Here is a 21,388-nt window from a genome sequence, read left to right on the forward strand (position 1 = left end):
GCAAGGGTTTGCCCATGAGCGACACCCATAGCGCGACCAAAACCGAGCCCGCGGGCACCCCCACCAATGGCGCGGCCCCGGCCTCAGATGCCAAGCCCAAGAAGGACGAGAATTTCTTCTCGTTCCTGTTCTGGCTGGTGCTGGGCGTGGTGGTGCTGCGCAGCTTCATCATCTCGCCCTTCAACATCCCCAGCGAATCCATGCTGCCCCGCCTGCTGACCGGCGACTATCTGTTCGCCACCAAGTGGTCCTACGGCTATTCAAAGTATTCGCTACCATTCAGCCTGCCGCTGATCCCCGGCCGTATCCTCGCCAGTCAGCCCGAGCGCGGCGACGTGGTGATCTTCAAGGCTCCGCCCGACAACGACGTCGATTACATCAAGCGCGTCATCGGCCTGCCCGGCGACGAGATTCAGATGAAGGGCGGCCAGCTGTGGATCAACGGCAAGTCCGTTCCCAAGGTCAAGGTTGCGAACTTCATCGTGCCCGTCAGCCCCAACACCGACTGCGGCCCGGGTTTCGAAACTACACAGGCCGGCAGGGAAGTCTGTTCCTATCCGCAATTCCGTGAAACCCTGCCCAACGGCAAAAGCTACACGGTGCTCGACATGGGTGCGACCCCGCAAGACGACACCGGCGTCTTCGTGGTTCCCGAAGGACATCTGTTCCTGATGGGCGACAACCGCGACAACTCGATGGACAGCCGCTTCCCGGCGGTTGAGGGTGGCGGCGTCGGCATGGTCCCGCAGGAGAACCTCGTGGGCAAGGCAGCGGTCATGATGTTCTCGACCGATGGTTCGGCCGAGTGGATCAAGCCCTGGACCTGGTTCACAGCAGCGCGCTGGAACCGGATCGGGAGCGTGATCTGAGTGCTTGAGACAAAGACCCGCGACTTCCTGACCAGGCACTCCGGCTGTGAACCTCTGGACGAGGGGCTCTGGCTTTCCGCCCTGACGCACGGCTCTACCGGTGAGAAGCGCAATTACGAACGGCTGGAATTCCTGGGCGACCGGGTACTTGGCCTCTCCGTCGCCGAATGGCTCTTCCGTAACAGCGAAGAAGCGGAAGGCCGCTTGTCGCAGCGCCTGAACGCGCTTGTCAGCCGCGCCACTTGCGCCCAGATCGCGCGCGGTATCGACTTGGGCTCGCACATGCGCCTGGGCAAGCAGGCGCGCGACGATGGCGGACAGGATTCGGAAAACATCCTGGGCGACGTGATGGAAGCGATCATCGGCGCCTGCTTCACCGAGCGCGGTTTCGAAGCCGCGCGTGACATGGTATTGGGCCTGTGGGCAGACACTCTTCAAGGCAAGACCGGCAAGCGCAAGCACCCCAAGTCCGCGTTGCAGGAATGGGCCGCCGGCAACCGCCGCCGGATGCCCGAATACAAGCTCATCGACCGGTCAGGCCCCGATCACGCGGCACGCTTCACGGTTGAGGTATCGATACACAACGTCGGCTCGGCCCAGGCCACCGCCAATTCCAAGCAGGACGCCGAAACCGGCGCTGCGGAAGAGTTCATGAGGAAATTCGGATGACCCAGCACTGCGGTCTCGTCGCCGTCATCGGCGCTCCCAACGCGGGCAAGTCAACGCTCGTCAACGCGCTTGTCGGTCAGAAGGTGGCTATCACCTCGGCCAAGGCACAAACCACGCGCGCTCGCCTGTTGGGCATCGCGCTTGAAGGCGATGCGCAGATCATCCTAGCAGACACCCCCGGCATCTTCGCCCCCAAGCGCCGCCTCGATCGCGCGATGGTAGCGGCCGCATGGGAAGGCGCGCAGGAAGCGGACGCGATCCTGCTCATCGTCGACACGGTGAAACTGCGCCGCCACGAACTGATGCCTCTGCTGGAAACCTTGAAGGACCGCCAGGAACGCAAGGTTCTGGTGCTCAACAAGGTCGATGCGGGCGCCAAGGAAAAGCTGCTCGTTCTCGCACAGGAATTCACCGCCGAAGTTCAGTTCGACGAAGTGTTCTTCGTCTCCGCCCTCACCGGAGACGGCGTGCCGGAACTGAAGACCTGGCTTGCCGCACAAATGTCCGAAGGGCCGTGGCATTACCCGGAAGATCAGGTTTCGGACGCCAGCGAGCGCCTGCTGGCCTGCGAAATTACGCGTGAACAGCTATACCGCCAGCTGCATGAGGAACTCCCATACGACGCCGCCGTGCGCCCTGAAGCCTACACTCCGCGCAAGGACGGCTCAGTGGAAATCCGCCAGCAGATCGTTGTCACTCGCGATAACCAGCGCGCCATCGTGCTTGGCAAGGGTGGCTCCAAGATCAAGGCGATCGGCGAAGCCGCACGCAAGGAACTGAGCGAAGTCCTTGGCCAGAAGGTCCACCTCTTCCTGCACGTCAAGGTCGAGGAAAACTGGGCCGAAACTAAGGATATCTACGAGGAAATCGGGCTCGACTGGGTGAAATGATGAAGGCCGCATTCTCGACCCTCGCCGCAGCCGCATTCCTGCTGGGCGGCTGCGCCACCCCTTACATGAAGGCCGTCGCTGCCGAAAAGGCGCAGGTCGCCATGGTGGAGGAGAATTTTGCCGGTCAACGCTATGTGGCCATCGGTTCATCCTTTGCCGCCGGCCCGCAACTGCCTCCGGTGAAGCCCAGCTGGCCGGCCCGCTGCGGGCAGAGCTTCAACAATTATCCGACCCTTCTTGCCGAGCGTTTCGGCATGGTGCTGATCGACCGTTCGTGCTCCGGTGCAACCACTGACAATGTGCTTGGCCCATGGGGCGAAGTGCCGCCCCAGATAAACAGCGTCACACCGGACACCAAGCTGGTGACAGTGACAATAGGCGGCAACGACCTGTCCTATATCGGCAATCTCTTTTCGGCGACTTGCGCATTCAACGCCCGGATCATCGCGGCCTCCGGAGCGAAAACGAAGGCCTGTGGCCCGGTCCGCATACCGACCGAAGCCGATTATATCCGCGATGAAGCGCAACTCAACGAAATCGCGAAGCGGATAAAGGCCACCGCACCGCAGGCGCGGATCGTCTTCGTTCAGTATCTGACGCCCGTGCCGCCGCCGGGCAAGCTTTGCGCCGATACGCCGGTGAGCGAGACCGACGCGGCAATCGTGCGCGAGATCGGCCGTCGCCTTGCCGAGATCACCGGCAGGGTCGCGCAGGCCCACGGCACCATCGTTGTCGAGATGAACCAGTCCTCGGCCACGCACACGCCTTGCGACAGGGAACCCTGGATGATCGGTTCCCCGCAAGGTTACGACGGTCGACAGGGCTTGCAGTGGCATCTCAACAAGGCGGGCATGCAGGCCACCGCAGATGGGATTTCAGCCTGGCTGATCAAAGCGGGTATCCGCCCCGTCAAGCCCTCAGTCACCGTCGAACCTGGCCTTAATCCGCCCGGCCAGGCCCCGACGAAGCCCGCTCCGGGACAACCGATCCCGGCCGTTCCGGTACCGGCACCAAGCACTGCCCCAACCGCCAAGCCGGCACCTGGCGCAAAACCCTCCGCCTAGGCAACGAAGCGGTCTTGATGTCCCAAGCAGGTACGACGCCCCCAGCATCGTCGCATTCCTGCAATCAATGACCCTTATGCGGCCCTATCCAACGACCGCCCCTGTCCTGCGGCCGGAACAAGGAAAGGGTCGCTCATGGTCGCGCGGACTACCGCCGCGGCGCAAAGGGATGTTCCGGTAGCGATAAGCCGCTCATTCGGCACTCAACTGCCATGGGGCTCGCTTGCGCTATTCGTGCCGGTTGCCTTCGCGCTGCGGATCATGATGTTCGGCAAGCCGGCATTCCAGTCGGACGAGCAATTCTACCTTCTGGTGGCGCAACGCATGGCGCAGGGCGCCCTGCCCTACATCGATATATGGGACCGCAAGCCCTGGGGTCTGTTCGCGATCTATCGCGCCGCCTTTGCCCTGCCTTTCGATCCCGTTCTTGGCTACCAGTTGCTTGGACTGATCTGCTCGGTTCTCACCGCGCTTGTCATCGAACGCATCGCGCACCTAATCGCCCCCCAGCGAGCCGCGCGCATGGCCGGGTTGGTCTACCTCTTGTGGCAGCCGGTTTTCAACGTAGCGCTCGGTCAGTCTCCGGTGTTCTACAACCTGCCGGTTGCCACGGCTGCGCTCATCGTCATGGAGGCCCACGCGCGAGCGCACGATGCCTCGCTTCCCCGCCGTGGGATGAAGGCCATGCTGCTGCTCGGGCTGGCGATGCAGATCAAGTACAGTGTGGTCTTCGAAGGAGCTGCCTTTGGCCTGATGCTTCTGATACGTGGCCGGCTAGACGGCTGGTCAGGCCGGCAGGTTGCGCTCATCGGCATCACATGGATCAGCGTAGCGCTGGCTCCCACCGGAGTCGCATGGGCGGGCTACGCACTTGCGGGACATGGGGAAGCCTTCGCTCACGCCAACTTCACGTCCATCCTTGGACGGACGACGGACCTGCCGGAGGCATTTGCAAGACTGGCGAAGGAATGCGTAGCGCTGATCCCATTCGCCTTTGCCCTCCTGCTGGCGCCGTTCCGCCTGCCCCAGGTCCGGGGTATACGGCCGGCCGTCCTACCCTGCCTTCGTATCTGGGCGCTGGCCAGCCTGGGCGGATTCCTCGTCTTCGGCACCTGGTACGATCACTATCTGGGGCCGGTGCTTGTTCCGTTATGCGCCCTTTCTGCTCCGGCGCTCGCACGCAACGACAAAGGCGAGCGCTGGTACGGCAACCTGCTGTCGGCTCTTGGCGTCATCGGCGCCATCATCGTCCCTGCCCTGCAAGTACGTGAGAAAGGCAGCGCCGCACAGTTCACTGCCGCCACGCATGATATCGCGCGCGAATTGCGTGGCCGCTGCCTCTACGTCTTCGAAGGAGACAGCGCGCTCTATCGCACCACCAATGCCTGCATCCCGACGCGCTTCGCCTACCCCAGCCACCTCAACGCCATGAACGAGGCCAAGGCGCTTGGCATCAACCCGGCAGACGAAGTGCGGCGCATCATGGCCAGCCGCCCCGGCGTTGTAGTCATATCGCTTTCCGGGCGCCCGAACCGCGCCAATGACGAGACTCGCGCTATCGTCATGAAGGCGCTGCATCGCAATTATCGCGCTTACGCCGAAGTCACCCTGGGCACGCGCCGGTTCGGCCTCTGGAAACTCAAGTAACGGCACTCCCGACCGGAGTCGGAGTGCCGTCACCCTGATCAGCGTGCCTTGGCGATGTTCATCCCGTGCAGACGGGCTGCATCCTTAGTCGATTCTTCAGTGCGATTAAGGGCCTTGGCGATTTCCTTGAGCCCCTTCCCTTTGCCCGCAAGGGTTTGCAGCTTCTGCAATTCCTCGGGCTTCCAGGGCTGCTTGTGCTTGGCAACCTTGTCGCTCATTCTGCGGCCTCCTTCGACTTCTTGGCCGGAGCCTTCTTGGCTGCGGTCTTCTTAGCAGGCGCCTTCGCCGCAGTGTCCTTCTTGGCAGCATCCTTCGGGGCAGCAGCCTTCTTCGGAGCCGTCTTTTTCGGTGCGACCTTTTTCGCCGGTGCCTTCTTCTTGCCCTTGGCAGGGCCCTTCGCAGCCTTTTCATCGATCAGCACGATCGCCTGTTTGGCAGTCAGGTCTTCGGGCTTCTGGTCGCGCGGAAGCGTGGCGTTAGTGGTTCCGTCAGTCACATATGGGCCATAACGGCCCGCCATGACCTTGATCTCACCGCCCGAAGTGGGGTGAGCGCCCAGAACCTTGAGCGGCTCTGCCTTGGCACGTGAAGCTGCTCCGCCGCGGTTGGCGGCATCGGCCAGCATCGACACCGCGGCGTTCATTCCGGTGTCGAACACTTCCGCCGTCGAGCGCAGGCGTGCGTACTTGCCTTCATGGGCCAGATAGGGGCCATAACGCCCGATGCTGGCAGTGATATCCTTGCCCGTCTCCGGATGCGGACCGACCGTGCGCGGCAAGCTGAGCAACTTGATCGCCCATTCCAGCGTCAGTTCGTCGATATCCTTGGGAATCGAGGCGCGCTTGGCCTCCTTGCCTTCTCCCAGCTGGATATAGGGACCGAAACGCCCCGAACGGCGTGTGATCTCCATGCCGGTTTCGGGATCCTTGCCCAGCCCTTCGTCATCGCCACCATCGTTTGCACCGCCGGGCTGCGCGAACTTGCGGGTGAACTTGCACTCAGGGTAGTTCGAACAGGCCACAAAGGCACCATAACGGCCCCCACGCAGCGACAGGCGCCCCTCACCGCACTTGGGACAGACACGCGGGTCGGTGCCGTCAGCCTTGGGCGGGAACAGATAGTCGGACAGGAATTCGTCGAGCGCCTCGGTTACTTCCGAGGGCTTCTTTTCCATGACCTCATCGGACTTGGGCTTAAAGTCGCGCCAGAAAGCTTCGAGCAGCGCCTTCCATTCCTGACGGCCGCCCGACACGTCATCGAGTTCATCCTCCATACCTGCAGTGAATTCATACGCCACATAGCGGGGGAAGAAGCGTTCGAGGAACGATGTCAGGAGTCGCCCGGTTTCCTCTGCAAAGAAACGGTTTTTCTCGGTCCGAACGTAAGCGCGGTCCTTGATGACCTGAATCGTTGCGGCATAGGTGGACGGACGCCCGATCCCCAGTTCTTCCAGCCGCTTGACGAGGCTCGCTTCAGAGAAACGCGGAGGCGGTTGCGTGAAGTGCTGTTCGGCGGTGATGTCCTTCTTGGCGGGCATGTCGCCTGCCTTCATGAAGGGCAGCAGGCCGCTTTCTTCATCATCGTCCGACTTGTTGTCGCGGCCTTCCTCGTAAACGGCAAGGAAGCCCGGAAACTTCACGACCTGCCCCGAGGCGCGCAGTTCGTTGCGGCCGGTGCCATCGCGCAGAGTGACGGTTGTGCGTTCAAGCTGGGCCGACGCCATCTGGCTGGCCATCGCGCGCTTGAAGATCAGATCATAAAGGCGTGCCTCATCCCCCGAACCGAAACGATCCTTGGAAAAGTCGGTCGGGCGAATGGCCTCGTGCGCTTCCTGAGCATTCTTCGCCTTGGTTTCGTAATGGCGCGGCTTTTCGGGGACGAAATGGCCGGAGAAACGCTCGGCAATGGCGGCGCGGGCGGCTGAGATGGCGCTGGGGTCCATCTGCACGCCATCGGTACGCATGTAGGTGATCGCGCCCGCTTCGTAGAGCGTCTGTGCCACCCGCATCGTCTGGCTGGCCGAGAAACCCAGCTTGCGCGCAGCCTCCTGTTGCAGCGTGGACGTGGTGAAGGGAGGCTGCGGGTTGCGGCGATGCGGCTTGGTTTCAACACCTTCGACCTTGAAGGCGCCCTGCTGCACCGCTGCCTTTGCGCGCATCGCCACGCCTTCGTCGCCAAGGCTCAGCCGGTCGAGCTTCTCGCCCTCGAACGTCACCAGCTTGGCGGTGAAGTCCGTACCGTCATGTGCCATCAGCGCGGCGACCGACCAGTATTCCTGCGGCTTGAACGCCTCGATCTCACGCTCGCGGTCGACGATCAGACGCAGCGCAACCGACTGCACGCGGCCTGCGGACTTGGCACCGGGCAGCTTGCGCCACAGCACGGGAGAAAGCGTGAAACCGAACAGATAATCCAGCGCACGACGGGCAAGATACGCGTCGATCAGATCCTGATCGAGTTCGCGCGGGGCCTGCATGGCCTTGGTCACGGTTTCCTTGGTGATCGCGTTGAACGTCACCCGCTGCACGTCCTTGGGCAGCGCGCGGCGTTTGGCCAGCAGTTCCTTTACGTGCCACGAGATCGCCTCACCTTCGCGATCAGGGTCAGTCGCGAGGATCAGTCGGTCGGCTTCCTTGGCGGCATCGGTGATCGCCTTCACCTGCCGCTGCTTGTCGCCATAGAGTTCCCAGTCCATCGCGAATTCCTCGTCCGGGCGGACGGAGCCGTCCTTGGGCGGCAGGTCGCGGACGTGGCCGTAGCTGGCGAGAACCTTGTAGTCCTTGCCCAGATACTTTTCGATGGTCTTTGCCTTGGCGGGCGATTCGACGATGACTAACTGCATTTCAGACTTTCTTATTGCCCCTCACGTACACGTACGCGCACAGGTGTATGCGCATAGGGTGGGAAGGCTTGGGGGCTTTCGTCAACCCTCGTGGCGACGCTCCCCCTGCATTCAGGCGAAGACGTTGTCGAGGTCACTGGCCTCGCTTCTTGACAATCGGAAGGCAGCCACCGCCACAAGCGAGGCGACGATAGAGTAGACTGCCGTAAAAAGGTTGGGCGTAACGGAAACTGCCAGGGGCGGGAAATCGGCGACATAGTCCTGCCCGACCTCCAGCCCGACCAATACGGCGCCAAGGATGGCAGCGTTGATGGCATATGCGATCGCGATCGGCAGCCAGCAGTCCGCAGTGGCTGTCCAGCTCGACGAAAGCGATTCCTGCGAACGGTTGTCCTCGACGATGATGAAAGCGGGAACAAGCGACCAGCGCGCCATCAGAAACAGGCCGGGCAGGACCAGCAGGACAAAGCCAAGCATGATGCCAAGACCCGACAAAAGCTGCGCCACGAACAGCGACCCGAGCCGCCAACGCTCTCCCCAGTGGCCAAGCAGCCGCTGCAGGACCGCATAATCGAAAATCAGCGCGACTATGCTGCCGACGAATATCGTCGTCGTAGGCGAAACCATGTCTGACGCTGTGTAAATCACAGCCTGCAGCATGCCGATCACAATCAGGAACGGCAGGTTTTGCCCGGCGATGACGGCGATCTCGCGCGTCAAATCGCCGACGCTGAACCGTGAATTCATTCTCGTCCCCCTTACCCCAGACTAACCCGCCCGCCCGCATGGCGTACCAGATCCCCCCTTAGTTCCAGCTCGACGAGCGCCAGTTGAACGGCGGACGGCGACGCGCCTGACTGACGGATCAGTTCGTCCACGCCAACCGGAGCGGTCGTCAGCAATCCGGCGATGTCACAGGATGCATCGACCTGCGCGGCGGGCTGGCCTTCAATCCAGAAGACCGGCGATTCGCGCAATGTCGTGCGCGCCACGCCGGAAAAGTCCGTCAGTTCCTCGATCACGTCATGCGCAGTCTGCACAAGCGTCGCGCCGTCACGGATCAACTGGTTGCAGCCATGGGCGCGGGCGTCGAGCGGAGACCCAGGGATCGCCATGACCTGCCGCCCCATTTCGCCGGCAAGCCGTGCGGTGATGAGCGAACCGGACTTCGGCGCAGCCTCGACCACTACCGTGCCCAGACATAGTCCGGCGATGATGCGATTGCGCGCGGGAAAGTTACGTGCCAGCGGCTCGGCGCCGGGCGGCTGCTCTGCCAGCAGCAGGGCACGCGTTGCGATTTCCTCCTGCAGTGCCGCATGCTCGGGTGGATAGATCACGTCGATGCCGCTGGCGATTACGCCGACGGTCGCGCCAGCCCCGGCTCCGGCCAGCGCACCTTGATGTGCCGCGCCGTCTATCCCCCTCGCCAGCCCTGACACGACCGTCCAGCCCTCTGCCTCCAGTCCATGCGCAAATTCCCGCGCCAGACGGATAGCAGCCGCCGACGCATTTCGTGCGCCGACAATCGCCACGCAGGGCCGCGCCAGCACCGAAAGGTCGCCGCGCCAGGTCAGGATCGGAGGCGCACCCTCCGTTTCCGCCAGCAGGCGAGGATAATCGGGCGAATCATGGAAAAGATAGCGGGCGCCCGCCTTGCGGGTAGCGGCGATCTCATCGTGGATACGCCATTCATCCGCCGGCTTGTAAGCGCGACCAGAGCGTCCTGCGACGTCGGGCAAGGCGGCGATAGCCTTCGCCGCATCGCCGAAACGCGCGATGAGATGCCGGTACGTCATGGGCCCTACATTGGGCGAGCGCAACAGCCGGATGCGGGCGAAGGCCTCTTCCTGCGAAAGACCGCCCGATCCGCTCACTTGTTCTTGCCGCCCCCGACGCGCGGCTCCGTGCCCGTCCGCAAACGGCCGATATTCTCGCGATGCAAATACAGCACCAGCAGGGCGATGACGGTGAGCACTAGCCCCGCCTGCGGGTAGCCCAGTACGAATGCCGCCAGCGGGGCGACGACCGCTGCAGCCATTCCTGCAACCGAAGAGATGCGCACCGTCGCCAGCAGCCCCAGCCACGTCACCGCATAAGCCAGGCCCACCGGCCATGCGAGCCCGAAGGCGACGCCCGCTGTAGTGGCAACGCCCTTGCCCCCCTTGAACTTCAGCCAGACAGGGAAGCAATGACCAAGGAACGCGCCCAGCGCGGCCACCGGCGCCCACTCGGGCCAGAAGTGTGCAGCAATCAGCACCGCCGCCAAGCCCTTGAGCAGATCAAGCAGTAGCGTCGCAGCGGCCAGACCCTTGCGGCCGGTGCGCAGCACGTTGGTTGCCCCGATGTTGCCCGAACCGATCGAGCGCAAATCGCCCGCCCCGGTCGCACGGGTAAGGAGGAGACCGAAGGGCACCGATCCGAGGAGGTAGCCGAGTAAGAGAGGAAGAATCCAAGCCATGTCACGCGCCTTAGCGCCCTATCGCGCTTTGCAGAAGACAGGTTGCAGCATTCGACGTTGCGGGAACAACCCCCGGGCGGTTAACAGGTGGCAAGGTCCAGGGATTGATGATGACTTCCGATATCAAGAGCGTGCCGCAAAGGTCCGCCGACATGTTCGACAAGGTAGATGCGACCGCACCGATCCTGCTCTTCGATTCGGGCGTGGGCGGCCTCAGCGTGCTTGAAGAAGTGCGCAAAGTGCTGCCTGACGCGCCGATAATCTACGCTGCCGACACTGCCGGCCTGCCTTACGGCACCAAAACCGAAGCGCAGATCGCCGCAAGGGTCGCGGGGCTTCTTGGCCGCATGACCGAACGGCTGCGCCCGCGCCTTGTCTGCATCGCCTGCAATACCGCCTCCACGATCGCGCTGGGCATGGTGCGTGAAGTGCTGGAAGTTCCGATCGTCGGCACCGTGCCCGCGATCAAGCCCGCTGCCGCGATGACGCAAACGGGCGTGATCGGCCTGCTTGGCACCGAAGCGACGATCCGGCAGGCCTATGTGGACCGGCTCGAACACGAATTCGCGGCCGACAAGCGCCTGCTGCGCCACGGTGCGCCGGGCCTTGTCGAAGCGGCAGAGGCCAAGCTGCGCGGCGAGCGAGTGGATCCTGCGCTCATCCGCCAGGCCGCCGAAGCGCTGCGCGCGCAGCCAGACGGCAATCGGATCGATACCGTGGTGCTGGCCTGCACCCACTTTCCTCTGGTCGAGACCGAACTGGCCGAGGCATTCGGTCCCGGAGTGCGTTTCGTGCATGGTGCGCAGGGTATTGCACGACAGCTGGCCCGTCTCACCGCAGGGCAGGAATACTCTCGCCAAGGCCCTGACCTCGCGCTATTTACCGGCCAGGGAGACATGCCCGATGCCTATGCTGACAAGCTTGCGCAATACGGGCTTTTGAGGATCGAGAGGTTTTGACGCGACGACTCAATTTATGGTTGTTGTCGGTACTGCTCATCATCGCCATCCCCTACTACTGGTTCCTGGTAGATGCCGGGCCGGGGCCGGGGCGTAACGATGCGAAGGCAGTGCCGCTGACCATTTCATCTCTGCGCGATCTGGCTGCGGCAAAGGAAGGCCAACGTCCCATCGAACTGCGCGTGGAAACAGTCGGCCTGCGCATGACTTCACGCAATATGCTCGTCGCTGGAGGCGGGCTGCGGCAAGTCCCCAACATCATCCGCGCTTATGAATTCATTGTGCCCGGCGGCGGCCCCATCCTCATCGATGCGGGTATTTCGCGCGCTTCAGCCAAAGCGCATGATTTCGAGAAGTTCGACGCAGCGGCACAGTCCCGTATCGATCTGGCTTTGTCGAAAGCGTCTCACACGGTCCTTCTTGCCGACAAGCCGCCCCACAACGGAGGGCACGAGGCGGGTACTCGCCGGGCAGGCAAGGAACTCGGACCGGCCGGCAGCGCCCCCTATGCGATAGCTCCCGGCGTGGTCGTGATCCCGACTGGTAAAGTCGCGCCGGGGTCGCAGATGGTGTACGTCCGACTGGCGGACGATCGCGAGTACCTGTTCGCCGGCGATGTCGCCAAGCTTGCGGTCAACTGGAAGGAACTGCGCCTTCCTGCCCGCATCGCCACCCGCGACGAAGCGCCATCGTTCCGTCGGGAAAACCTTTGCTGGTTGATGACGATCAATGCCTTGCACCGCGCGGCGCCCCAGATGACGGTGGTCGCGGGACACGAACCTTCGGATATCCCGTTTTCCGCAGGCACGTTTTCCGATTAGCCCTCAGGTACAAGCGACTGGCAATGAGAGACGCGATAAGCTATTGGCCCCAGCAAATGCAGTCCGGACAACGGACGCGACGCTTTGGGCAGGCGCCGGAACAGGCAAGGCAGGACAAAGTCGACACCGTGAACTACGAGCACATTTTCGACCAGGCGATTGAGCGCCTTCACTCCGAAGGGCGCTACCGCGTCTTCATCGACATCCTGCGCAACAAGGGCGCCTATCCGAACGCACGGTGTTTCGCCGGCCACAACGGTCCGAAGCCGATCACTGTATGGTGTTCGAACGACTATCTTGCGATGGGCCAGCACCCCAAGGTTATCGAGGCCATGGAAGAAGCGCTACATGATGTGGGCGCAGGATCTGGCGGCACCCGCAACATCGGTGGCAATACCCATTATCACGTGGATCTCGAACGCGAACTGGCCGATCTTCACGGCAAGCAGGGCGCACTGCTGTTCACTTCGGGCTATGTCTCGAACGACGCCACACTGTCTACGCTGGCCAAGCTACTGCCAGGCTGCGTGATTTTCTCGGACGAATTGAACCACGCCAGCATGATTGCGGGCATCCGCAATTCGGGCTGCGAGAAGAAGGTCTGGCGCCATAACGACCTTGAACATCTTGAAGAACTTCTGGCCGAAACAGATCCCAACCTGCCCAAGCTGATCGCCTTCGAATCGGTCTATTCGATGGATGGTGACGTCGCCCCGATCCACGCGATCTGCGACCTGGCGGAAAAGTACAACGCCCTCACCTACATCGACGAAGTCCATGCTGTCGGCATGTACGGCCCGCGCGGTGGCGGCATCACCGATCGTGACGAGGCGGCCCACCGCATCGACATCATCGAGGGGACGCTCGGCAAGGCATTTGGCGTGATGGGCGGCTACATCGCCACCAATACCAAGATCATCGACTGCATTCGTTCCTATGCCCCCGGCTTCATCTTCACCACGTCGCTGTCGCCGGTGCTGGTCGCGGGTGTGCTCGCATCCGTGCGCCACCTCAAGAGTTCCAGCGTGGAGCGGGATGGCCAGCAGCGCTCTGCGGCAATGATGAAGCAGATGTTCCGCGATGCGGGGTTGCCGGTGATGGATTCGGTTACGCACATCGTCCCGCTCATGGTGGGCGACCCGGTGCGCGCCAAGCAGATCAGCGATATCCTGCTCGCAGAATATGGCGCCTATGTGCAGCCAATCAATTTCCCGACCGTGCCGCGCGGCACCGAACGCCTGCGTTTCACCCCCGGCCCCGCACACACCGAAGAGATGATGCGCGAACTGACCGACGCACTCGTCGAAATCTGGGACCGACTGGAAATGCGCCTCGCCGCCTGAGCGGCTGCGTATCACGCGCAAGCAGTTGCAAGATATTCCAGTCCGAAAGGCCCCTCTCATTACGTGGGGGGCCTTTTTTCTTATGCCCTGCGTTCCCAAGTGCACATCCGTTGCGGCGCAGCCCTGCGCGCCCTCTCCTGCAACGAAATGACCAGAGGACCATCCATGGCAAAGCTCTTCGAGCCCCTCACTCTCGGCGATGTCACGCTCGCCAATCGCATCGTTATTGCCCCCATGTGCCAGTACTCCGCCGAAGACGGCCGCATGACTGACTGGCACACCCAGCATCTCGGCCAGCTTGCCCAGTCAGGCGCTGCGATCCTGACGATCGAAGCTACTGCCGTCGTGCCGGAAGGGCGCATTTCCTACGCCGACGTCGGTCTGTGGGATGATGCAACCGAAGACGCCATGGCCAAGGTCCTTGAAAGCGTGCGCCGCTGGTCTCACATGCCCATCGCCATTCAGCTTGCCCATGCCGGTCGCAAGGCCAGCACCGCAAAGCCCTGGGACGGCGGCGCACAGATAGCGCCTGACGCCCCCAACGGCTGGCAGACGGTGTCTGCGTCCGATCTACCCTTCGAAGCTCATGAAAATTCCCCCGTCGCGCTCGACAGCGCCGGGCTTGCACGCGTCCGCAACGCCTTTGCGGAAGCCGCGCATCGTTCCGCCCGCCTGGGGATCGACGCGATCCAGATCCACGCCGCGCACGGTTATCTGCTGCACCAGTTCCTTTCACCCCTTTCGAACACACGTACCGACGAATACGGCGGTAGCCTTGAAAACCGCATGCGATTTCCGCTGGAAGTCTTCGACGCGGTGCGCGCGGCGTTCCCGGCTGACAAGCCGGTCACCGTGCGCCTCTCCGGTACGGACTGGGTCGAGGGTGGCTGGGACATCGATCAGACCATCGCCTTCTCCAAGGCACTTGAAGCGCGCGGTGCGGCAGCGATCCACGTCTCCAGCGGTGGCTTGCATATCGATCAGAAGATCCCCGTCGGCCCCAACTACCAGGTGCCTCTGGCAAGGGCAGTGAAGCAGGCCGTGTCCATCCCGGTGATTGCCGTGGGCCTCATCACCGAACCCGAACAGGCCGAAGCCATTATCGCGACCGGTGATGCCGACATGATCGGGCTTGCCCGCACCGTGCTGTACGACCCCCGCTGGCCATGGCACGCGGCAGCCGCACTCGGCGCAAAGATCGCCGTGGCACCGCAGTTCCTGCGCAGCCAGCCCCGCGCCTACAAGGATCTGTTCGTCAGCGCCTGACGAACAGCGTGTCACCGCCAGCCCGCTTCGCCACCACGAAGCCGGGCGGCGGCGGCAGGTCCGCGGGAACGCCGCCCGACACCCAGACAGCATCGAAGCCGTCCGCCCGCATCGCCGCCATCTTCGTATGAAGGGTCGCAAGATCCGCCCGGTTCTGCGGGCAAAGCGGCGGCACGTCCTGCGAACCACTCACCCATCGCTGCGCCAGTAGTGGATCACGAATGGTCATCAACTTGGCGTTATCGACCATGAACAGCGTATTGGTGTAAGCATCCCTGCGCGTAAGCGCATAGCTGCCCAGCTTTTCGTCCGGCACCAGCCGCCAGGGGAAGCCGCATTCGGGCGCTGCCCATAGATAGCCAAGGCGGCTGCCGTGCGGCACAGCTTCCAGCACTGTCAGCCGTTGCTCCAGGCTTCGCCCGTGCACTGTCCAGTCGCGAGCTACTGTCCCAACCCGTACGCAGAACAGGGCAATGCCCGCAATCACGACAAGCCGCTCGCGCTCGGGCCGGGCGCTTGGGGCGATTGCAAGTACGAGGACGAGCAACGCTATGGGCGCGGTGCGCAGATCGGTGCCCCATGCGTTGAGAATAGTCGTGGGCGCTGCAACCGTAGCGATGACCAGCAGCATGCCGCTAATGAGCAGGCGACGCTCCAGCCTGCGTCCTGCGGCCCATACCAGGGCAACCACGCTTGCACCGCCGATCGCCGCCAGCAGAACCAAATCGACGAACTTGTCCGTGCCGCGCAAGGCACTGGCGAAAACGATCAGCTTGGTATTCACGAAATCGACATAAGCCGGCCCGCCGCCATTGCCTGAAGCCTCCGAGCGCCAGAGCAGCAACGGCACTATCGGGATCAGCAGGACCAGATTGCGACGGATCGCGGGCCATAGCTCGCGCCAGTTCCTGAGCCCGCCCAGTTCGTTTCCCAACGCCAGGATCAACAGGATCACCCAACTGGCCATATGCGCCGTCCAGACGCCAAGTGCAGCCACGGCCAGCAGTGCCTGGTCCCGGCTTCGGCCGCGCGGACGAGCGTAGAGCCAGGCCGCAACCAGTAGAGCCAGCGCCACGCCCATGCAGTAATTGAGGAAGCCCCACATCCATGCCTGATGCATGGCGAAGGGAAGCGCAACAAACGCGCTGGCGCTCACTCGCCCATGCGCAGCGCGTGAAAGCTGGAACAACCCCAGCACCATAAGCGGTGCAAGCAGCGCAGCTACAACCACCGTCGCCCGCTCGCTGCCCAGAAGTGGAGTCAGCAGCACCGAAGGCAAGTCTGCCCCCAGGTTGGCGATCCACTGCCAATGCACCGAGAACATTCTACCCAGCGCCGGATCGTGGGCAATGTTCGCCAGAACGTGATGGCGCGCCATGTGCGAGGGCATGTCCACAAAGCCGGGCACGGACGCCAGGAGCACAGGCGCAAAGGCCAGTGCTACCATTGCTGGCATCAGCAACCGCCAGCGCGGAAACGAAGATCGATCGTCATGGTTCGGCATCGCTGCCCGTCTAGCGCGGCGAGAGTTAAGATCGCGCCAACTTGTCCGCCACAAACGAAACCCCCGGAACCATGGGTTCCGGGGGCCTCTCGTTATTCGAATGGGATGCGGCTCAGCGCAGCGACACCACGTTGTCTGAAACCCGCGGATCCTTGCGGCCGGTGTAGAGGCTTGCCATCGGTTCGTCCTGAGCCAGAACAACTTCTCCGCCACCAAAGCCGTTGAAGGCCGTGCGCATTGCGGCACCATAGGCACCCAGCATGCCCACTTCGATCCAGTCCCCCGCCTTGATGTCGGCCGGAAGCAGGAACGGGCCTTCCATGAAGTCAGCATCGTCACAGGTCGGGCCGTAGAAGGAAAATTCCTTCAGTTCCGACGAACGCTCTGCATCCCCATGCTTGTCAACGCGGCCGATCGCCTTAACCGGGAAACGCCATGCAACGTGTGCCGCATCGTAAAGCGCGCCATAGGCACCGTCATTGATGTAGAGTTCGTCGCCGCGACGTTTCTCGACCTTGACGATCAGCGAGTTGTATTCGGCCGACAGCGCGCGACCGGGCTCGCACCACAACTCAGCGTTGTAGGCGATCGGTAGCGCTTCGAAGTGGCGATGGATGATCGCGAAGTAATCTTCCAGCGGCGGCGGTTCCATGCCCGGATACGAGGAAGGGAAACCTCCACCGACATCGACCATGTCGATAACCACGCCAGCTGCCGCAATGGCGGCGCGTGCACGCTCAAGCGCCTGCACATAGGCGAAAGGCGTCATGGCCTGCGAGCCGACGTGGAAGCAAACGCCCAGCCAGTCAGCGACCTGGCGAGTGGCCTGAAGCAGTTCGCCCGCATCCGCAACGTCAACGCCGAACTTAGAGGCGAGGCTCAGTTCCGAATATTCGGACGATACACGCAGGCGCACGCAAAGACGCAGGTCCGTAGCCCGGTTACCTTCAGCGTCGGTGGTCGCTTCGACGATCTTCTCGACCTCCTCGATCGTGTCGAGGCTGAAGGTGCGCACGCCATGCTTGAAGTAGGCTTCGCGGATCGCGCTTGCGGTCTTGACCGGATGCATGAAGCACAGGGTTGCGTCAGGCAGAACCCCGCGCACCATGCGCACTTCGGCAATCGAAGCTACGTCGTAGTGCGTGATGCCGTTGTCCCAGAGGATCTGAACGAGGTCGGGCGACGGGTTCGCCTTAACCGCATAGAGCGACTTGCCCGGAAACTTCGTGGCGAAGAAACGGGCAGCGCGCGCCGCAGCATGCGGGCGGTTCAGGATGACTGGTTCGTCAGGCGCGAGGGTGCGCGCTACGGCCGGTGCGTCGAGGAATGCGTGCAACTCAAGGGACCCCCAAACGGTGTGTTAACGACAAAGCTGCCTTGCGGTTTGGAAGTCCCCATGGGGCAGCGAGGGGCGGGATATAGGGCTCAGCGGGCGAATCGCAAGAAAAAAACAGGCGCCTTCACAAAAACGTCACACGAGACGACACTGTAACGGACACTGCGGCCGCAGCAAAAATTTTTCCCTTTTCCTGCAACATCTTGCATCGATCCACTCCGTTGCGCTGGGATGACGGTTCCGCGACGGCCCGTTCATCCTGGTCATCGTTTGCAACGCGACACGACAATCAAACGATCCGCGCCGAATCGTTGAAACGGGCCTGACTGCATCAGCTGTGCGATGGGCAGCTTGACGGTAGCAGGCACCCTGCCCGTATCGTCCTTAATTCACATATCCGCACAACTCCGGGGGTCAGCTCAAACGCCCTCGGAAATCCTCATAATCGAACTTGCGGATGCATTCGAGCGAGTCGGTTTCCGAGTCCCACAGCCAGATCGACGGCAACGGTACGCCGTTGAAGGTCGTCGTCTTGACCATCGAGTAATGCGCCTGATCGAGAAACGCGAAACGCTGGCCGGCTTCGGGATCGGTCGGAAGCACATAGTCGCCAATGACGTCGCCTGCCAGGCACGACGGACCGCCAAGGCGTACCGCCTCACCCTCGTCTTCGCTGCGCTCGCCCAGCAGCGCGGGGCGATAGGGCGCCTCGATTACGTCGGGCATGTGACAGGTTGCGGAAATATCGACGATGGCCACAGGCATGCCGTTCCAGCCCACGTCCAGCACTGTGCCGACAAGAATTCCGGCATCCAGCGCCACTGCCTCGCCCGGTTCGATATAGATTTCCGCGCCGGTATCCTCGGCCATGTCGGCCAGGAATTCGATCAGTTCCTCGCGCTGGTAGTCAGCGCGGGTAACATGATGGCCGCCACCGATATTGATCCATTTGAGCTGCCCGAAGAACGGTTCGAGGAAATCGAACACCTTGTCCCAGGTCCGCTGCAGCGGCTCGAAATCCTGCTCGCACAAATTGTGAAAATGGATGCCATCTATCAGTCCGACATGATCCTCGGTCAGCTGATCGATAGGGAAGCCCAGGCGCGAATGCGGCGCGCTCGGGTCGTATTTGGGCACTTCGCCTTCGGGGTGCAGCGGATTGACGCGCAACCCGATATCGAAGCTCTCGCCGCGCGCGCGCGCGCCTTCGATGAAGGGCCAGAAGCGTTCGATCTGTGCTGGCGAATTGAAGATCACGTGGTCGGAAAGGCGCAGGATTTCGTCCATGTCCTCTGCCTTGTAGGCCGCGCAATAGGTTGCGATCTCGCCGTCGTAGAACTCCGAGGCAAGGCGCGCTTCCCACAGGCCCGACGTGCAAACGCCGTCGAGATATTCTCCCACGATCGGTGCAGTCGACCACATCGAGAACGCCTTCAGCGCGGACAGCACCTTGGCACCGGACTGTTCGCCGATCTCGCTCAAAATGCGCAGGTTGGAGCGCAGCTTGGCAGCATCGACCACGAAAGCAGGGCTATCGACACGCGAAAGGTCGAAGTTCGCAAATGCGCCCGGATCGCCGGCTCTGGTTTCCATTGTATCAGTTCCCTAGCCCAGCGGGCCTTTGAAGATGAACCACGCCCCTGCCCCGACAAGGCAGAAGCCGACGATCTCGTTCCAGCCCGGCTTCTGCCCGAACAGCGCCCAGGCTACCAGCACGAAGCCCAGCAGCGAAAACGCTTCCTGCATGACCTTGAGCTGGCCGAGCGAATAAGCAGAACTGCCGATCCGGTTCGCCGGAACCGCAAGGCAATATTCGAAGAATGCGATGCCCCAACTCATGGCGATCGCCACCCACAGCGCCTTTCCCGGCACCTTGAGATGAAGATACCATGCGGTATTCATGAACAGGTTGGAGCCCGCCAGCAAAGCCACGGGCGCAACAAAGGACCAGTTCATCGGATCAGTCGACGCAGATCGCGTAGGCTGCCTTGCCGCCCTTGACCTCTGCATAACAGCCGAATAGCCGGTCATCGGCCTGGCACTGCCCGGTCGCCGCCTTGTCCGGCGAAACGGAGCCCGCGCTGCCAACGCACTTGCCTTCACATTGCGCGGAATCGCTGCACTGTCTGCCCGCATCCGCATAAGGATGCACGCACATCTCCATGCCCAGCATCCCGCGCCGCTGCGCGGTGCCACCGCCGGAGACGCAGGCTGCCTTGTCCGCAGCGCTCATGTCGCGCGCGTAGGACTGGTTGCCTGCGGGCTCTGCAGGACCTGCCGGTACCGCGGGTGCCACCGGTTGCGGCGCAGGCGCCTCGCCGGGCGTGCAGCCGCCAAGCGAGAGCGCACCCAGCGCGGAAAGGTACAGGAGGCGTGAGCGGCCGCCCATCAGAACGGCAGCGGCTCCGACAGTTCCTCGACGGTCCACGGCAGGCCATGCTTGTTGAGCATGTCCATGAAGGGATCGGGATCGAACTGTTCCATGTTGAAGACACCCTCACCCGACCACGCGCCGGTCATGACCATGGCGGCACCGATCATCGCCGGTACGCCGGTGGTGTAGCTGACGGCCTGGTTGCCGGTTTCTGCGTAAGCATCTTCATGGTCACAGATGTTCTTGATGTAGAACGTCTTTTCACCCGAACCGTCGAGCGCTTCGCCGGTCGCGATATCGCCGATGTTGGTCTTGCCCTTGGTCGTGGCGCCAAGCGAGGCGGGTTCAGGCAGCACGGCCTTGAGGAACTGCAGCGGCACGATTTCCACGCCGTTGTAGATCACCGGATCAATGCGGGTCATACCCACGTTCTGCAGCACGGTGAGGTGCTGGATATAGGCATCGCCGAAGGTCATCCAGAAGCGGCCGCGTTCCATCTCGGGGATGAATTTCGCAAGGCTTTCAAGCTCTTCGTGGTACATCATGTACATGTTCTTCGGGCCAACGCCCTCGAAGTCGAAGCTGACCTTCTTGCCCATCGCCGGGGTTTCGACGAAGTCGCCGTTCTCCCAGTGGCGGGCGGGCGCGGTCACTTCGCGGATGTTGATCTCCGGGTTGAAGTTCGTCGCGAAGGCCTGTCCGTGGTCACCGCCGTTGCAGTCGAGAATGTCGAGCGTGCGGATGGTCTTCAACTTGTGCTTCTTGAGCCACATCGCGAAGACGCTGGTGACGCCCGGATCGAAGCCCGAACCGAGCAGCGCCATCAGGCCCGCTTCCTTGAAGCGTTCCTGGTAGGCCCACTGCCAGTGATATTCGAACTTGGCCACATCCTTGGGCTCGTAGTTCGCGGTGTCCATGTAGTGCGTGCCGGTCGCAAGGCAGGCATCCATGATCGCAAGGTCTTGATAAGGCAGGGCAAGATTGACCACCAGCTTCGGGCCGATGCTGCGGATCAGCGCCGAGGTCGCCTCCACGTCGTCAGCGTCGATGGCATAAGTGGAGATCGTCACGCCCGTGCGCGCCTTGACCGATTCGGCGATCGCTTCGCACTTCGAGACGGTGCGGCTGGCCAGATGGATGTCCGGGAAGATGTCGGGGTTCATCGCCATCTTGTGAACCGCAACCGAGCCGACGCCACCTGCGCCGATCACCAGAACCTTGCTCACCAACCTGTCTCCTTGGACCTAGAGGCCCCGGGGGCCAATCGAAAGCGCGCCATATAGGGCCGTTCTGTGACAACTCAACTGTGCGGCACACAACCGCACCCAAGGTGTACACAACGATAC

At 62.4% G+C, this 21,388-nt stretch carries 20 protein-coding genes; 9 read left to right on the plus strand and 11 right to left on the minus strand.

Annotated elements, in window-relative coordinates:
• Nucleotides 1–14: 14 nt before the first annotated feature.
• The 5 genes from lepB to A8V01_RS08445 all read left to right on the plus strand — a co-directional run bounded on the left by lepB (nt 15) and on the right by A8V01_RS08445 (nt 5,139).
• A complete protein-coding gene (gene lepB / locus A8V01_RS08425; RefSeq protein ID WP_245892388.1) occupies nt 15–869 on the plus strand; it encodes a signal peptidase I in 855 nt (284 codons plus the stop codon).
• Nucleotides 870–1,538: a ribonuclease III gene (gene rnc / locus A8V01_RS08430; RefSeq protein WP_103095478.1), complete on the plus strand. Its 669-nt coding sequence runs from the start codon at nt 870–872 to the stop codon at nt 1,536–1,538.
• The gene (era, locus tag A8V01_RS08435) at nt 1,535–2,428 is read left to right on the plus strand and encodes a GTPase Era (RefSeq protein WP_103095479.1); all 894 of its coding nucleotides are present in this window, start codon (nt 1,535–1,537) and stop codon (nt 2,426–2,428) included. The genes rnc and era overlap by 4 nt, the downstream gene beginning before the upstream one ends.
• Nucleotides 2,425–3,492: an SGNH/GDSL hydrolase family protein gene (locus A8V01_RS08440; protein ID WP_103095480.1), complete on the plus strand. Its 1,068-nt coding sequence runs from the start codon at nt 2,425–2,427 to the stop codon at nt 3,490–3,492. The genes era and A8V01_RS08440 overlap by 4 nt, the downstream gene beginning before the upstream one ends.
• A gap of 135 nt (nt 3,493–3,627) precedes the next feature.
• Nucleotides 3,628–5,139, plus strand: a complete 1,512-nt coding sequence (locus tag A8V01_RS08445; RefSeq protein ID WP_103095481.1) for a glycosyltransferase family 39 protein — start codon at nt 3,628–3,630, stop codon at nt 5,137–5,139.
• 38 nt (nt 5,140–5,177) lie between these two features.
• Here the strand turns inward: A8V01_RS08445 and A8V01_RS08450 are convergent, their stop codons facing one another.
• From A8V01_RS08450 to plsY, 5 genes are all read right to left on the minus strand, one after another.
• Complete coding sequence (locus A8V01_RS08450; protein ID WP_103095482.1) at nt 5,178–5,357, minus strand: hypothetical protein; 180 nt, start codon at nt 5,355–5,357, stop codon at nt 5,178–5,180.
• Complete coding sequence (gene topA, locus A8V01_RS08455) at nt 5,354–7,981, minus strand: type I DNA topoisomerase (protein WP_103095483.1); 2,628 nt, start codon at nt 7,979–7,981, stop codon at nt 5,354–5,356. The genes A8V01_RS08450 and topA overlap by 4 nt, the downstream gene beginning before the upstream one ends.
• A gap of 111 nt (nt 7,982–8,092) precedes the next feature.
• Nucleotides 8,093–8,728, minus strand: coding sequence for a hypothetical protein (locus tag A8V01_RS08460; RefSeq protein WP_103095484.1), 636 nt, complete (start codon nt 8,726–8,728; stop codon nt 8,093–8,095).
• An 11-nt stretch (nt 8,729–8,739) separates the two neighbouring features.
• Complete coding sequence (gene dprA, locus A8V01_RS08465) at nt 8,740–9,855, minus strand: DNA-processing protein DprA (RefSeq protein ID WP_342747358.1); 1,116 nt, start codon at nt 9,853–9,855, stop codon at nt 8,740–8,742.
• Entirely contained in the window at nt 9,852–10,439 is a 588-nt protein-coding gene (plsY, locus tag A8V01_RS08470) for a glycerol-3-phosphate 1-O-acyltransferase PlsY (protein ID WP_103095486.1), read from the minus strand. The genes dprA and plsY overlap by 4 nt, the downstream gene beginning before the upstream one ends.
• Nucleotides 10,440–10,546: 107 nt before the next feature.
• Here plsY and murI point away from each other — a divergent pair, with 107 nt between their 5' ends.
• The 4 genes from murI (at nt 10,547) to A8V01_RS08490 (ending at nt 14,828) form a co-directional block, all read left to right on the plus strand.
• Complete coding sequence (murI, locus tag A8V01_RS08475) at nt 10,547–11,398, plus strand: glutamate racemase (protein ID WP_425437294.1); 852 nt, start codon at nt 10,547–10,549, stop codon at nt 11,396–11,398.
• 23 nt (nt 11,399–11,421) lie between these two features.
• On the plus strand, nt 11,422–12,219 hold the full coding sequence (locus tag A8V01_RS08480) for an MBL fold metallo-hydrolase (protein WP_245892389.1): 798 nt from the start codon (nt 11,422–11,424) through the stop codon (nt 12,217–12,219).
• Nucleotides 12,220–12,347: 128 nt separating this feature from the next.
• Nucleotides 12,348–13,562: a 5-aminolevulinate synthase gene (hemA, locus tag A8V01_RS08485; RefSeq protein ID WP_103095529.1), complete on the plus strand. Its 1,215-nt coding sequence runs from the start codon at nt 12,348–12,350 to the stop codon at nt 13,560–13,562.
• 165 nt (nt 13,563–13,727) lie between these two features.
• Nucleotides 13,728–14,828 carry an NADH:flavin oxidoreductase/NADH oxidase gene (locus A8V01_RS08490; protein WP_103095489.1) on the plus strand — a complete coding sequence of 367 codons (1,101 nt, stop codon included), beginning with the start codon at nt 13,728–13,730 and terminating at the stop codon, nt 14,826–14,828.
• On the opposite strand, the gene A8V01_RS08495 is transcribed toward A8V01_RS08490, so the two are convergent.
• The 6 genes from A8V01_RS08495 to A8V01_RS08520 form a co-directional block, all read right to left on the minus strand.
• Nucleotides 14,818–16,284 (minus strand): hypothetical protein, encoded by a 1,467-nt coding sequence (locus A8V01_RS08495; protein WP_245892390.1) that lies wholly within the window; start codon nt 16,282–16,284, stop codon nt 14,818–14,820. The two genes, A8V01_RS08490 and A8V01_RS08495, sit on opposite strands and share 11 nt — an antisense overlap.
• Nucleotides 16,285–16,444: 160 nt before the next feature.
• Entirely contained in the window at nt 16,445–17,668 is a 1,224-nt protein-coding gene (locus tag A8V01_RS08500) for a type III PLP-dependent enzyme (RefSeq protein WP_103095491.1), read from the minus strand.
• A 414-nt stretch (nt 17,669–18,082) separates the two neighbouring features.
• Nucleotides 18,083–19,261 (minus strand): carboxynorspermidine decarboxylase, encoded by a 1,179-nt coding sequence (locus tag A8V01_RS08505; RefSeq protein ID WP_103095492.1) that lies wholly within the window; start codon nt 19,259–19,261, stop codon nt 18,083–18,085.
• A 12-nt stretch (nt 19,262–19,273) separates the two neighbouring features.
• The gene (locus tag A8V01_RS08510; protein WP_008828838.1) at nt 19,274–19,624 is read right to left on the minus strand and encodes a DMT family protein; all 351 of its coding nucleotides are present in this window, start codon (nt 19,622–19,624) and stop codon (nt 19,274–19,276) included.
• A gap of 4 nt (nt 19,625–19,628) precedes the next feature.
• Nucleotides 19,629–20,057 carry a hypothetical protein gene (locus A8V01_RS08515; RefSeq protein ID WP_103095493.1) on the minus strand — a complete coding sequence of 143 codons (429 nt, stop codon included), beginning with the start codon at nt 20,055–20,057 and terminating at the stop codon, nt 19,629–19,631.
• On the minus strand, nt 20,057–21,268 hold the full coding sequence (locus A8V01_RS08520) for a saccharopine dehydrogenase family protein (RefSeq protein WP_103095530.1): 1,212 nt from the start codon (nt 21,266–21,268) through the stop codon (nt 20,057–20,059). Before A8V01_RS08520 ends, A8V01_RS08515 begins: the two co-directional genes overlap by 1 nt.
• Nucleotides 21,269–21,388 lie beyond the last annotated feature (120 nt).

Source organism: Novosphingobium guangzhouense, assembly GCF_002896965.1.
In the GTDB taxonomy this organism is placed as follows: domain Bacteria; phylum Pseudomonadota; class Alphaproteobacteria; order Sphingomonadales; family Sphingomonadaceae; genus Novosphingobium; species Novosphingobium guangzhouense.